We start from the raw sequence: 15,404 nt of genomic DNA on the forward strand, positions 1-15,404 counted from the left end.
CCACTCAATGTCTTTCCATGCCGCGTTGCCCTACTCCGCCATTTTCTGCATCTCTCTCAGCCGTTCCTGCACAAGCGTCTTATTCCAGTGCCAAAAGTCTTTTCCAACGCCCAGGTATTCAAACATTGCCCGGCGCTGCTTGTCGTTCAGCCCCGGGGTCTTGTAGACCTCCATCATGACGAGCAGGCTCCTGCTGTTGGGTATGGCGTCCGGCGTGCCGTTTTTGTCCTCGTCTTTGTCCTTATACCGCAGGGAGTTTATCCCGCTGGTCCGGCTGTAAAGGCTGACATAGGTCTCCCGTGGAATGCGGTACCTTTTCTCAGCCTCTTCCGCCTTCTTCATCCAGGAATCCAGTGTGTAGTCCGGCGCAACGGACGCCTTCGCGGTCTTGTCGGCCAGGTCGTAGGCTTCGCTGATCGCCTTCACCTTTTGCTCGTCTGTCATGCGCTCATAGGGCTTGCTGGCTGTCAGTTCTGTCAGCAGAGTGTACGAGAGCCGGCCTTTCTCCGTGGCGTAGGTCACATACTCCTCCGCCGTCAGATCTTTGCGCACTCCGTCCACGGTAAAGTATTTTCCGGCTCGGTCGGGGAACAGTCCAGCTTTCCCAGTGGCCTTGTAGAGCCGCATCAGCTCGTCCTCCATGGGGCTGCTCCCGACCTCGTCGGTGTAGGCCGGATTCAGGAAGTTGTCGGCGGCCCGCTTTCCCGCTCCGCCGGTGCTCTCGGTGCGTCCCCAGGCGTCAATATAGGGGATCTGGTTGTAATCCAACCCCGGCAATCTCCCGCTGATGCGGCCGATGGCGTACTGTGCATCCTGGGTCAGGAATGCGTTTTTTTCCGTATAGGTCGTCATCCGCACATCCTGACCGGTCCGCTCGAATTGCCCGAGGATGGTCGGCACGCCCTGGGTCAGATAGCTGGTAGCGGATGTGACCAGGGCGGCGGTAAGCCCATTCAGGTCCCCCGACGAGGCGTATCCAACCGCGTCGAATACGTCGTTCAGGCTCTGGAGGCAGGACATCTCCAGCAGGGGCTCCGTCACGTTGCCGGCCGCTTTCAGCAGGGCGGACAGGGTAACAGGTTCTTTCTTTCCCTGTGTCTGCTCCCACAGGTTCACGCCCACGAAGAAGGGAAGCACCTCCGGGGCCAGCCAGTCCAGCGTTACGCTCGTGCCGTCCGGAAGTTCCAGCGCGTAGGTCTGATGGCCCAGCAGTTCTTCAAACGATTTCTTATCCTTATCGTCTCCGCCGGCTCCGCGCACCAGGCTTTGGGCCGCACAATACACCCCGAGCGCCAGCAGGCCCGTTCCGGTCAGTCCCGCTGAGATGTGGTCAATAGCGTCGGCTCCGCTCAGGTTTCCCTGCTTCACCTGGTACAGGTCCCAGGTCATCCCCTTCAGCAGACCGGCCGGGCTGTACTCCAGCCCCCGGGCCAGAATGTTGGCCGGGGTCTTTCGGAAGGGGAGCACCCCCTCCATAATGGTACTCACGCCCTTTTTCACCGGATTCTTCCCGCGATACCGCCCCAGATCGCTGATGGTCTGCGACAGGACGTTGGTGTCCCGGTAGGTAGCCTTCTGCGCCTCCTGTACCGCATAGGCTCTGGCCGAATCCATCCCCTTCCCGGAGGCGACCTGCTCCGCTGTGATGTGGTTGGCCTTGCAGTATTGCGCCATCGCCCAGGCGTAGTGGGGGCGCGAAAACCAGACGTCCTCCGCATCCAGCGCCTTGCTGTTGGCTTTCCGGTATGTCTCAAGGGCTTTGCCCCTGAAGATGCGCCTGCCCTGCTCAATGTACTGGTTGGCGTTGGAAAAGTCGCTGTACTTTCCGCCGCCCAGCGCGGCATCCTGTGCGTTGACATAATCGCCCCACGCCGCTGAGACCAGGGCCCGGTCGGCCCTGCTCAATCCAACCGCTCCCTTGGTCCGGTTCAGTGTCCCGCCGGATACCCGGCCAACCGCCGCCTCGATGGCAGTGGCCGTCAGATCCTTGACCGCAACCACGGGTGCGAACCCGGCATTTCCGACGATATTTCTCACATGGGTCCTCGGGTTGCCCAGCATGGCCAGATAGCGCCATGCGTTCCACTTGTCCACGAACCGGGACGGCATCTGCCTGCCAATATCCCGGTAAATGTCCTTCAGCACATTGTCCCGCGCCTTCTGGTCCCCTGCCTGCAGAAGCCGCTGTGCAAGCTCCGGGTCGACCTTCAGCTCCGGCCTGCCTTTCCCGCCATAGCGCTCGTTCAGTTCCTCCTGAAGGTTCTGCACGCTCCGCTGCACCGCGTAGAGCTGCCCCTCCGGGGACATGCTCTTGAGGATACGGGTGGCCTGCACCGCCTGGGCCGCATTCCGCTGATGGCCAACCATCTTCGTGAGTACGGTCATGGCGGATCGGATGTCTCCGGCGTTGGCCGCCGCGTTATACAGACACCAGCCGGTGGCCGTGTTCGCCTTGGACACCTCGCCCTTTCCCACGGACTCAGACCACTCCGCCAGGGCAGTGGCGTAGCCCTTGTCCCGAATCGTATTCTCAGCGTCTGCGAGGGCGGTCTTATCCGTGTAGGTCTCGTAGGAGAACACGCCGGTGGCCGTCAGTTCCTCTATGTTCTGCACGGCGGCATCCGGCGTCGCCCCGGCCTCCAGGACGGTCCGCACCGTCTGGGAGACCTTCCGGTCGTCCGCTGTTTTTTGGGGGACCCGGACCGTCCGTGCCGGCTTCTCGCCCGGAGCGATCGCCCCGTACTGCTTCACCATGCCCTGATACACTTCATCCGCCAGCGCACGGATCTCCTGGCGTACCTCCGATTCACTCCTGGCCCCGTCCTGCACCTGCTTCATCAGGCGGTCGATCTCGCGGGCGAGCTGGTCGGAGCCCTTCAGGCTCCGGCGGATATCCGGGTCTGCGGAATCCTTGAAAAACTCCTCCTGAGCTTCAGTGAGCGCTTGCCCCATGCTGTCGGTTTTCATAGAAAATTTGGTGTTGCCTTTTCCGCCGGACTGCATATACTGAGAATACGGTACACCTTCTATCTTGACTTTTCCGTCCTGATATGATATCGTACCGATAGAACCAAGAGCGGTTGTATCTGAGGGCAATTGGAGCCCAAGGCCCTGCAGCCAGCTTTTGGTTCTATTTTTATCCGGATCGAGGTAGAGCAGATCACTCTTCTGAACGAAGCCAGCCGGATTCGTGTCCTTCCCGTAGGCGCTGGCGATAATGTTCATATCCAGCAATTGCCCGCCTTTATTGGTTGGCTGAAGCTCCAGGATTGCCGTCACGGGGGCTCCGTTGCTGTCCGTGACCTCGCCAAATACGGCGATCCGACTGTCGCTGTTCTGGGACTTCAGAACGATGATGGGATTTTCCAGCACACTGGGCACCTGCTTGATGATGTCCATTGTCATTCCTTCGTGCGTCCGCAGGATCGTTGATACCTTCCTGCTGTGCCAGATGATTTTACGGTCCATAACTCCGATGCCCTTCAAGGCCTCCGATGTTGTGCCAACATCGAAGGTTCTGTCGGATTTCCCATCCCACTCATCCAGCCGACTGGAGAACTCCGGATTCAGCGAATACCTCACCCCGCCCTCCTGGGCGGTATTTTTCTGCCCCTGCAGGGCCTCCGCCTGCCGCTCCGCCGCCTTCAGGGCCTGCTCCAGCCGCCGCCCGGCCTGCCGGGCCTGACTTTTGTATTGGCCCGTCAGCCGGTCGGCCAGGCTGCGGAACACGTCCCTCAGCTTCTCCAGCAGGGTCCGCCTGCCCTGGTTGGCCTGGATGAAGCGCTCCAGCAGCGCCCCGTCCTCCATCAGCCTCCCGGCATAGTCGGCGGCCAGCTCATCCATGGCGGCCAGGCTGGTCAGTTCCTGCCCGCCCTTGGCGTACAGCGCCCTCGTCCCTTCCACCTGCTGATCCAAAAATTCCGTATCGGCCATCGCGGCCTCCCGGAATGCCCGGTACTCCTCCGGGGCCAGCTCCTGGATACGGTGGGTGATCTCGTGGCCGAACACGGCCCGGACCGGATTCTGCGCGTCTTTGGCGATGGTGATGACCCCGTTCTCGATCTGGGCATTGGCCGCGGCGCCCGCCACCCGGTCGGCAAACAGCACTTTGACGCCCAGCCGCCTTGCCACCTCGTTCACCTGCCCGGCCGCCTTCTGGTCCATGGCTCGGGTATGCTCGTCCCACACCAAACCGCTGTCCGCTCCGTAGACGGTGGTAAACCCGGCCCTTCGGGCCTCCGCGTCAGCGTCGCTCCGCCCGGCCTCGAATGCAGTGTCACGCTGCGCGTCGGTCAGCACGCGCTCCTGCACGCTGTCCAGGCTGCGCCCTGCCGCCCCGGCGTTGTAAGCGTGGGAAAAGGCCATGTAATAGTCCGTTTCGTCCACGTCCCCCCGCCAGCCAAGACGATAGGCCGCTGCCCCGTTCTCTCCAAAGGCGCTCCTCAACTCCGTTTCGCTGAGGGTGGACGGAGTGTCAAAGCCATTTGCCTGTACACGTTCTGCTGCGGGAATAGCTCCGGTTTGTCCCACGGAATTTTGGGCATACTGGGTATTGCCCTTTGCGGAGGAATCTGCTATAATGGGGGCAGGAGAAGTAGACACTCCCTCTGACGCCCCGGTGAGCGCACGCCGTTCACCTGTAGGAGGAGCAGTGTCTACTTTCTTTATAGACACGACTTCCTCTGGGGTGAAGTAATACAGAACATTGTCCTGCGCGCTATTCGCATTTTCCTGTACCAATCGGACACGCATGTCTACCTCATGTGGCGCGCCGTCGATGTAGACTGTAGTTTTCAAGTGATCGATTCCATTGATCTGAGTTCTGTTCTTTCGGTCCCCCTGGCTGTCAAACCAAACTCCGTTATTGGCAATGCGCTCAATGTTGTCCAGAATGATGATGCTTTCGGGCTGGACAGCATTTCCGTCTGCCGGAGAAAGCATCTTATTCAGCGAAGCCCTTGTGATCTTTAACACATATTCTTCGCCATTGCGAATAACATTGCTGGCAGGGATATAGGCCGCACTGTTCTGATCCAAGCCAAGGCGCACTCGTGCTCTGGAAATGGCGTCCTTGCGCAGCGCGTTCCCTGTCTTTGGAAGCACACCGCCGTTCATGTCCGCTACTGTCTGCATAGACAAATTGATGATGGGGACAGTAGGCATTTCCACATTCTCCGGCTTCACTGCACGATAAGCCCCCGTCTCACCAGTAGAGGCGGTTTTATTTTTCCCTGCCGCCTCCACAGCGTCCGCAGGAGCGGCGCCGTCCTCCTGAACGGCCATACGCCCGGTCGGAAGCAGACGGGGCCCGGCGTCTGCGCCTGCGCCTTCGATCGGCAGACGATTGAGGTCTTCTGCTACCCGGCCCGGCTGCCTAAGGCGGCTGTTGTGCGCATCGGCTACCGCATTCAGGCCGGATACAACACCAGTCTGTGCCCCGCCCAGCACACCTCCGACCGCCGCGCCCATCGCAAACTCGTTCAGCGCCCGCTTCGGGTTTACAATGGCGTCCTCGCTCGTCAGGGAGAAGTTCTCTTTGGAGCGGTCGTATACGCCCTTCTGCGTGATACCGGTCACGATGCTTTGCAGAACTTCCTCCTTGCCCTCGTCCAGCATGCTTTTGACCCAATTTCCGACCGCCCGGACGCCTCCGCTTTTTACCTGGTCCGGGAGCACCTCCAGGCCGCCGCTGATCTCAATGCCCGCGTTAAGCGCGGAAGAGATCAGGGCAGTCGCCGTCGCCTCCAGGTCGCTCGCCCCGTTTGCCTTGGCCTTTTCATAGTCCGTTCCGGCCGTCTGCAGGTAGGAGGACCAGTAAAGCGGGTTCTTGATCATTTCGCTGACTGCGTTGCCGACGGCCCCGGCGATGCCGGAATTTGCGGCGGCAGACGCCGCCTGCAGTCCCTGCGTCGTTCCCTGCGCGGCCAAAGACGTACCGGCGGACATCAGTGCAAGAACTGCATTCGGCAGCGCGGCGACGGTACCGGCCCCGACCTCGGCCGCGACCTGCGCGGCACGGCTTCGGTCGGATACCGAATCCGCCATCCGCTGCCCGAAATACTCGTTTTCCTTCGCGTAGTAGTCATTCAGCCGGGAAAAAGGGTCGTACTCCCCGAGAAAATCCGTGGGCATAAAGAAATCAAGGGTACTTGCCAGCCCTTTGTTGAACTGGCTCAGCCCGGAAAACACCGCGTTTCTGGCGATCTCCGGAACAGATGCTTTTTTCTCCGCCTGTTTCTCCGCGGCGGTCGGGAGCCGGACGACGCTCTTCTGCGCCGCCGTGTCCTCCCGCGCCGCCTTTTTTTGCGCCGTCGTGGGCGGCGTATATGCGGCCTTTCCCTGCGCCGCCGCCCCCAGAGGATTGACGCCGGATGAGAGCAGCGTTTTGGCCGCGTCTGCCGTGGGGGCAGGCGGCTTCCGGTCGCCCCGCAGGTACTGCGCGTCTGCGCTTTGCGATTTGGCGCTTACGCTGCCGTTCTGCGCCGTCCTCTGCTGCAGGGCCGCCAGACGCGCGCTGACCGTTCCGGCCTTCCGGGCTGCGGACTGTTTTTCCGCCTGCCCGCCCCCGGCCGTACCATATTTCCGATTGAGCTCCGCCAGCCGGCTGCTGATCGCCATTGCGTTCCCTCCCGTTTACTTGTCCAGCCCGAGCCGGTCCAGGATGTATTCCTGTCCAAACACAGAGATCTGTCCGGCCTGCGCCCGTTCCACCAGATAGTTCACAATCTCTCCGGTGGTCGCCCCATTGTCGTACTTGCGCCGGGCGTTCATCCACACGCTGTCGTATCCCGGCCCCTTGTCTGCGGCCTTCACCCAATTCTCATAGTCTTTTGTCAGCCCGGAAACGTTGGTAAATCCGTACTTTTTGTAGTTGTTGGAAATATAGCTGCTGGGATTCCCGCTGGAGTACGCGTCGGAGAACAGCCCGTCGTAATCCATATGCGCCCGCTCCATTTGCCGCAGCCTGTACAAATGAACGTCAAGAAAATCCAGCGTCTCATGCGGAAATATGGCCTGTCCTGTCCAATCCGCAAAGCCAATCCTTACCGCCGGATGGCAAAGGCACTGAAAACCAACAATGTCGCTGGGAATCTCCTGAATCGGGAGTTTACGGCGCATGGGGCCAGAAGCATGCTTCTCACAGATATCACATATATTCCTTATAACGGAACGTTTTGCTACCTTTCGACGATTTTGGATGCATACACGAAACAGGTTTTATCCTATGCGGTCAGCACTTCCCTTGAATTGGATTTCGTGCTGGAATGCATAAACCTGTTGGTTGAAAAGCATGGCGTTTCGCTCAATGCAAAAACGCTGATTCACAGCGATCAGGGCTTTCATTACACCAGCTATCGGTTCATCCGGCTTCTGAAGGATCATGCTCTGCGCCAATCCATGTCTCGCCGGGGAAATTGCTGGGACAACGCGCCGCAGGAAAGCTTTTTCGGGCACATGAAAGATGAGATTGATTTATCTGGCTGTACCGCATTTGAGCAGGTCAGAGCGATTCTTGACGATTGGATCGACTATTACAACAATGACCGTTACCAGTGGCAGCTTGCAAAATTATCTCCAAATGAATTTTACACGTACCTCACTACAGGCGTTTATCCTCTGCCAGGCAAACCGCCTGTGCATGATGAATCGCTTCTGACCAGATCTATGGTCACATAACAACTCTCATGTTTTTGGTATTTCATTGTGTCCTTGACTTTGGGTACACTTTAGACATGGATTATCCATATCTGGGTTTCCCGTATCTGGACAAGCCGTATTCGGATCGTCCACATACGGGAAACCCGTTTGGTGAGATGGAGCATCGCGTAGATGACATATTTTCGGAGGTCTAAAAAAGTGTTGTTTTCTGAGAAAAAAGCCACTTCTGTGCCACTTTGACACGCTGGGTGATAAATCACCCGTGTCCTCTTTTTAACGGGCAATACAAAAAGAAAAAAGAGGCTTTTTCAACCCCAATCGGTACATTTATTTTGGACATTAAGAAAAGGGCGGCTGCTTCAAAACAGCCGCCCTAAAACAGGGGGATATACAAGATAATTTTCTGTTCGGATGCCCACAAGTCCTTGATATTACTGGGGTTTTCAAAAAGTTCTATATCGCCACTCATACCACTCGTCGTACGCCCATTTTGCTGCTCCTCACTTCCAAATCGAACCCACTTCGTTGGACATCGATTTTGCGGCCGACCTCCAGGCGGTTGTTTTTCTTTTGGGGTTCCGCCGCTGCGCGGAGTCCCTGCCCTACCGGTCCCTAAAGTTGACCGGGAGAGTCAGTTCAAAACATCCTTCTTGGCGCAGCTCCCCGTCTGATGGCGAGACTTCTCAGCCGCACGTGGTTGTCTTTCGCTTCCAAACCGCCCCTGGCCTTTGAGGCTGATTTGAGGTGCGGTATCCATATGGTATTGGGACAGGACATAAAATCAAATCGGCACAGATACCGCTGGAAAATCCCCAGCAGCATCCCAGCCTGCTGTCCTTCAGCTTTCCGACAACCGGACAGCCCCGTTTTATCTGCTGCACAGCAGATAAAACGGGGCTGTATCCTATCCCCGGTGCCCGCAATAGATCGCCGCGCCGTTATGTTCATAAAGGTTCCGGGCATGGCCGCCGTAGGGTTCGAGCTCCGTCCCGGTCAGACTGCCTTCCTGCACACACGTACAGCAGCAGATCAGCGCATGGATCTGCGCGACGGGCTGTTCCGCCTTGCCATGGGCGGCATAGATAATATCGTAATCCCGGCTCCACTCCTGCAGGCGGCGCAGGCTCTCCAGATATTCCCTCAGCGAGGCCCCCGGCAGGCAGAGAAAAATGGGGCGGTCGGAGACGTTGTCTCCGCCGAACAACAGCCGCCTGTCCCGCTCCAGCAAGACGATGCTGCCCGGCGTATGGCCCGGGGTCTCCCGCACCTCCAGCGTCCTTTGTCCCAGCTCCAGCCGGTCCCCCGCCTGCAGCGGACGCAGATGCTCCGCGCCGCATCCGCTGTTCCGGCAGATCTCCGGCCAGTCTGCTGGATGGGCCAGCACCTGCGCAAACTGCCTGTTGGCTCCCACATGGTCCATATGGCCATGGGTATTCACCACCGTCAAAGGCCCCGGCCAGAGTTCCTCCACCTGGCGCATCAGCGCTCCGCCGCCGAAGCCGGTGTCAATCAGCGCCGCGCGCGTTTTTCCCCGGACCAGGAACATGCGCACAGCCCCTTCTTCTATCGCCGTAACGCCGTTTCCCATCTCCACGATCCGGTAGGGGTTCATTCGATCTCCTCCTCTGCCAGATGGATGTTGTACTTCTGTGCCTTGCGGTAGAGCGAGGATGGGAAAATTCCCAGCATTCGTGCCGCCTGGCGGGCGCTGCTGGTCTGCCGCAGGGCATCCTGAATCAGCTGTTTTTCATAGTTGTCCCGCAGTTCGAATAGCGTCCCGCCGGCGGCTGGCGATTCCCCGGCCGGATGCAGGCGGGAGCCCGTCGGCGTATCCTGCTGGCTGAACTGGAGCACCCGCGCCAGCTGCTCCAGGCTCATTTCATTGCCCTCCTCCGAGCAGATGACATAATACTCAATCACATTCTGCATCTCCCGGACGTTGCCCGGCCAGTCATACTGCTCCAGCACCCGGCAGATATCCGTCGGCAGCGTTACCGCGCGGCTGTACTTTTTCCCATACATCTCCAGAAAGTAGTTGGCCAAGCCCAGGATGTCCTCCCTCCGCTCCCGCAGGGGCGGCACCCGCACGGGGAACACGCTGAGCCGATAGTACAAGTCCTCCCGGAAGGTCCCCTCCTGCATCCGGTACTTCAGATTGGCGTTGGTGGCGGCAATGACGCGCACGTCCAGCTTGACAGGGGTGCTGCATCCGATCCGGTAGAGCTCCCCCTGCTGAAGCACCCGCAGCAGCTTGGGCTGCAGCTCCAGCGGAAAGTCTCCGATCTCATCCAGCAGAATAGTCCCATGGTTGGCCACCTCGAACAGGCCGATCTTCCGGGCGTTGGCCCCGGTAAAGGCCCCTCTCTCATAGCCGAAAAGCTCCGCCTCCAGCAGATTGGGTGGGATGGCCGCGCAATTGATCTTCACGAAGGGCTTGTCCTTGCGCCGGCTCATGCCATAGATGCAGTCCGCCACCACCTCCTTGCCGGAGCCGGACTCTCCGGTGATCAGGATGGTGGCATCTGTGGGCGCAGCCTTGCGGATCAGGCTGCGGATCTCCCGGATGGCCGGATTTTTACCCAGCAGGCTCTGGAGGGCGTCCTCCCCCTCGACGATGCGTACCGACTCCTTTTTATTCATCAGCTTGCGCAGTTCCCGGTAGCGCTGATAGATCAGCTCCTCCGTGCTGAGGGTAATGACGATGTGCCGCAGTTCTCCGTCTGGGCCAAAGATAGGCACGCCGGAGACGATACGGCCGTTGCTCAGCTCCAGGCGGCTGCCGTCGTTGCCGAAGGTCACCGCCTGCTGCCGTTCCATGACCTGGAGGCTGATTGGTTCCTGAAACGGCTCTGGCTTGCCCAGCGCCTCGCTGGCCCGCAGGCGGGTCTCCTGGGCGTACAGGTCGTTCATGTAGGTGATATGGCCCTGTCCATCGGTGATGCAGAGCGCCTGCCCGGAATTCTCACAAAATTCCCGGATATCCACGCGTTCGGACAGTGCCTGCTGAAATTCCCGCTCCAGCTGCTCCAACCGGCCCAGCCGGGCAGCGTCCCCCGTCTCCTTCAGCTCCTGCTTCAACTGTTCCAGCGTCTTTTCCCAATTGTTTTCCTGCACAGGACGGCCCTCCTTCAAAGCGTATTGAAAGCAGGGCCTATTATAGCACAAAAAGCGCCGCTTTTCTCCCCCCAAATTCATTTACCGGCCCTCCGCTCAGAACAGGTCCCAAAGCTGCTCCTGCGTGACCTGGCCGGCCGGCGCCTCGCGGATGATGGTCCCGGTGCGAAGGGCGGCTACCCGATCCGCGATGCGCAGCGCCACGTTGGCGTTCTGTTCCACCAGGATAGCCGCCAGGCCCTGGCTGTCCGACAGACGGCGTACCTCATCCAGCAGCCGCTGCACCAGATTGGGCGACAGGCCGATGGAGGGCTCGTCCAGCAGCAGTACCCGCGGCCGACCCATCAGCGCCACCGCCATGGCCACCATCTGCTGCTGCCCGCCGGACAGACTTCCGGCGGGCTGCTTCAGCTTTTGACGCAAGTCCGGAAATATCTCCAGGCAATAGGCGATCTCCTGTTCCTGCCGTGCCTTGTCCCGCCCCATCCGGGCGGGCATCGCAATTTTCAGGTTATCCAGCACCGTGCGTGAACTGAAGATGCCCCGAAATTCCGATGGGAGCAGGCGTACTCCCGCCTCAGCGGCCGTACGCGGCGACGTGTTGCACAACTGTGTGCCGTCCAGGTGGATTCCACCGCTCTCGGCCCGCACCAGACTCACCACGCTCTTGAGCAGCGTGGTCTTACCCGCGCCGTTGTGGCCCAGCACGGCCAGCACTTCTCCCTCCTTCACCGAAAGGGACACCCGGGAGAGGACCTCCCGCTTTCCATAAGAGACGCTCAGCGCTTCGATCTCCAGCAATGCCAGCACCCCCCTCAATATCCGAAATAGATCTCGGTCAGCTGTTTGTCGCTGCGGATCTCTTCCATGGTACCTTGCGCCAGGACCTGACCGCGATGCAGAAAGACGACCTTACGGGCGACGGCCTGAACAAATTCCATGTTATGTTCCACCAACAGTATGGTCTTGCCCATATCGAGCAGCCGTGCAATCACGCCGTCCAGCAGCCGGTAGCCCTCCCGGTCCATGCCCGAGGCCGGCTCGTCCAGCAGCAGCAGGTCGGCCTTAGCAGCGTACAGCCGGGCCAGGGAGACCAGTTTCTGCTCCCCGTAGGGCAGACTGCGCACCTGCTGGCCGGCCTGCGCCTCCAGGCCAACCACCCGCAGGGCCTCCATGGCCTGCCCGGCGTCCGCCTTGGCTCCGGCGGCGCCGGGCGAGTAGCGCAATCCCTGCCACACCGATTCGCCGTACCGTCCCCGGATGGCGATCAGCACGTTCTGAAGCACGGTAAACTCCCCGAAGAGTTTTAAATCCTGAAAGGTACGTACCACGCCCCGTTTCACAACGGCGCTGGCGGATTTTCCGATCAGTTCGCCGCCCCGATAGAGGGCGCTGCCCTCATCGGCGGGCAGCATATTGGTCAGCAGGTTGAAGATGGTGGTCTTGCCTGAGCCGTTGGGGCCGATCAGGCAGGTGACGCCTTTTTCCTCCACCGTGAAGCAGGCGTGATCCACGGCCACGTTTCCCCCAAAGCGCTTGACCAGTCCCTTCACTTCAAGCATCGGCATGGCTTCTTCTCCTTCCAGGCAAACGCATGTTCCCGCTTCCGCCGCCAGCGCCCTTGCGGACCAGCCCGTCGGGCCGGAACAGCATAAAGCACACCAGCAGCAAGCCGTAGATCAGCTGCTGCAGCGGCCCGGTCATAGAGGGCGGAATGGGCAGCAGAGAGATGAGCTGAGGGATAAGCAGCATGAACACGGGGCCCGCGATGGACCCCAGCAGCGTGGCTGCGCCGCCCAGGAACACATAGACCGTCAGATTGAAGGAGGCGTCCTGGTTGAAGTTGGCCGCCTCGATGTAGGTAATATACTGGACGTAGAGTCCGCCCGCCACGGCGGCGAACACCCCGCTGACGGCGGAGTTGACTACTTTGATCCGCAGGGGGCTTTTGCCCACAGCCGCCACTGCGGCCGGCTCCTGACGCACCGCCTCCACCAGCTGCCCATAGGGGGAGCGGATCAGACGGCGGGCCACCAGAAAACAAACGGCCAGGATGCACCAGACGAAGACCATCTGGCGCAGGCCGTTAGTAATCGAAATGCCGAAGATGGACGCCCGCGGAATGCCGTACAGGCCGTAGCTGCCGCCGGTCAGCTCCCAGCTGGAGAACCCCGTGGTCATGAACTTGGAAAAAGCGAAGGTAATGACCATATAGCAAAAACCGTTGGCCCGCAGAGAGGGGATGGTCAGCAGAATATTGGCCAGAATGGTCAGCAGGATGGCGGGCAGCAGGGAGAGCCACCAGTTCACGCCGTGGAGGGTAAGGATGGCCACGGTATAGGCCGCGATGCCGAAGATGGAGGCCTGGGACATGCTGACGATGCCCCCGTAACCGATGAGCAGGTTGGTGGACAGGGTAAGGATGCTGTAAATCCCGATCATAGCCGCCAGACTGTAAAAATAATACATTAAAGGCCACCTCCCAGCCGTTCCAACGCATTGCGGGTGGGATTGGAGCGGATGAGCACCGCCACCACGAAGATGCCGAAGGCCAGCGGAGAGGCCCAGCGGGAGGGCACGAAGAGCAGCGCCAGATTCTCCACCGTGCCGTAAATGAGTCCGGAAACGATCAGTCCCCGGGTACTGCGGGCTCCGCCCAGCGCCCGGATGACGATGCCCACCAGCATGAAGGGCGTTCCGCCGTAGCAGCTGATGCCGTGGGTGATGACCTCGATAACCCCCACCCAGGCCGCCAGAAGGGACGCCAGGATCATAGTGACCACATGGACCTTGTCCAGGTCGATGCCAATGAGCCGCGCCATCTGCTGGTTGGACGCCACCGACTGGATCTCATTGCCGATGCGGGTGCGCTTCATCAGCAGCGAAAGCCCCAACAGCAGCGCAGCGGTGATGAGGAAGCCCACCGCCTGCCAGCCCGGGATGACATAGCCGCCCAGAAAAACGGATGGGAGCATGATCTCACTGCCCAGATACTTTGTATTGGTGCCGAAGAGCATCGCCAAGGCATTCTGCAGCACCGTCATACAGCCCAGAGATACGATCATGGTCAGCAGGAAGGGCAGTCCCCGCCGCCGCAGCCTGCGGTAAATGGCGATCTCCAGAAACAGGCCCACCACGACCCCGGTGCCTGCCGCCGCCAGGGCGGACGGGAGCATGGGCACTCCAACGGAAGCGCACAGGTACCACATGAGCAGGCCGCTGATGGACAAGATGCCCCCATGGCACACGTGCATAAAGCGCGAAGTGGTCAATACCAGCGAATAGCCGGTGGTATAGGTCGCATAGATGATGCCCGCCAGCAGTCCATTGATCAGGTACTGCGGCGCCAATGCAAGGTTCATAGCGTTTCCTCCAACTGTTTCCCGTCTCTCAGACCCCAGGTCCGGTCATTCCTCGTAGTAAGAGCGGATCACCTGGATATCGCTCCCCACACCGCGATAGATATCGATGGGGGATTCCACGGTATGCCCCTCCAGGAAGGTGATGGTACCGCCCATGATCTCAAATGTCCCGATGGTGTCCAGCGCCTGTTTGAGGTTGGCTCCGGTATAGTCCAGGCCGTTGGCGTGGCAGTAACCGATCGCCTGCTTGAGCAGCAGCGCCCCGTTGACCATAGTGCCTACGTAGGTGGAGGCCGCCTCCCACTCGTAATCCTGATAGGCATAGTCGCTGCAGTACGTATCAATGATCTCCTGGTCGGAATAGACCCGAACCTGCGATGTATAGCACGGGACCTGAAATTCCGCACCGTAACCGGTATCGCCGGAAGCCAGGCAGATATAGCCCATCTCCCCCGCACCCAACTGGATAAACTGTGTAATCACCCGGCGGGTCAGACTGTCGTCGCCGTTGGCCATAAGAACGACCTCGGCCCCGGACTGGACAATCTGGGCACAGACGGACAGATAATCCGTGGCGTCGGCGGCCACCTCCACGTCGGCAGCCACCGTGCCGCCCACCGCCGTCCAGGCGGCCAGGAAGCTGTCGTGCTGGCTCTTAGAGGTACTTCCCGCATCGCTGATGATCCCCAGGCTGCGGTAGCCCTCGTCATTGTAAAGGCAGTCGGCCATGGCGGCGCTGCAGGCGGCATAGCTGGGATAGGTGTTGTACAGCCAGTCGCTCAGTCCCACCAGGTTGTCGCCGGGGGCCCGGCTGTTGATGAGCAGCACCTGGTTCTCCGCGCAGACCGGTGCCATAGTGGCCAGCGGGCCGGTGTAGGTTCCAAAGATCACCGGACAGCGGTACATTTCGATGTCCTTAACCACGTTGACCGAGGCGGTGTCGCTGGAGGACTCATGGTCGTTGATGATGGGATTGACAGCCACGCCGATTGCGGCCAGATCGTCCCGGATCCGGTCCAGGCCGATCTGGATACCGGCGCTCATCAACGCACCGTCCCAGCCGCCCGCCCCGCCGGACAGGGGCAGCTCATAGGCCACGTTGATGATCTGGTTTCCGTCGGCATCCACGCTGGGCAGCTCGGTCCCGGCACTGACACCGGTCCCCGTCCCGCCGGTGCATGCCGGCAAAAGCAGGGCGGCCGCCAGGGCAAGCCCCAGAACAGAGGTAGTCCTTTTCATGAGATATTCCTCCCAATTCAAAATCAAGGT

10 protein-coding genes are annotated in these 15,404 nt (G+C 60.0%); 1 reads left to right on the forward strand and 9 read right to left on the reverse strand.

The window, feature by feature from the left end:
* Positions 1-30: 30 nt before the first annotated feature.
* Entirely contained in the window at positions 31-6,618 is a 6,588-nt protein-coding gene (locus H8S57_RS01245) for a MuF-C-terminal domain-containing protein (RefSeq protein ID WP_186906250.1), read from the reverse strand.
* A 15-nt stretch (positions 6,619-6,633) separates the two neighbouring features.
* Positions 6,634-6,939: a hypothetical protein gene (locus H8S57_RS01250; protein WP_186906251.1), complete on the reverse strand. Its 306-nt coding sequence runs from the start codon at positions 6,937-6,939 to the stop codon at positions 6,634-6,636.
* A gap of 33 nt (positions 6,940-6,972) precedes the next feature.
* Between H8S57_RS01250 and H8S57_RS01255 the strand changes: the two genes are divergently transcribed.
* Positions 6,973-7,677, forward strand: coding sequence for an IS3 family transposase (locus H8S57_RS01255; protein ID WP_186906252.1), 705 nt, complete (start codon positions 6,973-6,975; stop codon positions 7,675-7,677).
* Between the two features lie 886 nt (positions 7,678-8,563).
* On the opposite strand, the gene H8S57_RS01260 is transcribed toward H8S57_RS01255, so the two are convergent.
* The 7 genes from H8S57_RS01260 to H8S57_RS01290 form a co-directional block, all read right to left on the reverse strand.
* Positions 8,564-9,271, reverse strand: a complete 708-nt coding sequence (locus H8S57_RS01260; RefSeq protein ID WP_186906253.1) for an MBL fold metallo-hydrolase — start codon at positions 9,269-9,271, stop codon at positions 8,564-8,566.
* Positions 9,268-10,773, reverse strand: coding sequence for a sigma-54 interaction domain-containing protein (locus H8S57_RS01265; protein ID WP_186906254.1), 1,506 nt, complete (start codon positions 10,771-10,773; stop codon positions 9,268-9,270). Before H8S57_RS01265 ends, H8S57_RS01260 begins: the two co-directional genes overlap by 4 nt.
* A gap of 96 nt (positions 10,774-10,869) precedes the next feature.
* Positions 10,870-11,583 (reverse strand): ABC transporter ATP-binding protein, encoded by a 714-nt coding sequence (locus H8S57_RS01270; protein ID WP_207723644.1) that lies wholly within the window; start codon positions 11,581-11,583, stop codon positions 10,870-10,872.
* Between the two features lie 5 nt (positions 11,584-11,588).
* Positions 11,589-12,341, reverse strand: coding sequence for an ABC transporter ATP-binding protein (locus H8S57_RS01275; protein WP_186906256.1), 753 nt, complete (start codon positions 12,339-12,341; stop codon positions 11,589-11,591).
* Complete coding sequence (locus tag H8S57_RS01280) at positions 12,328-13,242, reverse strand: branched-chain amino acid ABC transporter permease (protein WP_186906257.1); 915 nt, start codon at positions 13,240-13,242, stop codon at positions 12,328-12,330. Before H8S57_RS01280 ends, H8S57_RS01275 begins: the two co-directional genes overlap by 14 nt.
* Positions 13,242-14,135: a branched-chain amino acid ABC transporter permease gene (locus H8S57_RS01285; protein ID WP_186906258.1), complete on the reverse strand. Its 894-nt coding sequence runs from the start codon at positions 14,133-14,135 to the stop codon at positions 13,242-13,244. Before H8S57_RS01285 ends, H8S57_RS01280 begins: the two co-directional genes overlap by 1 nt.
* Before the next feature lie 45 nt (positions 14,136-14,180).
* Positions 14,181-15,374, reverse strand: a complete 1,194-nt coding sequence (locus H8S57_RS01290) for an ABC transporter substrate-binding protein (protein WP_186906259.1) — start codon at positions 15,372-15,374, stop codon at positions 14,181-14,183.
* Between the last annotated feature and the right edge of the window lie 30 nt (positions 15,375-15,404).

The sequence above is a fragment of the Lawsonibacter hominis genome (assembly GCF_014287895.1).
Taxonomy (GTDB): Bacteria; Bacillota; Clostridia; order Oscillospirales; family Oscillospiraceae; genus Lawsonibacter_A; species Lawsonibacter_A hominis.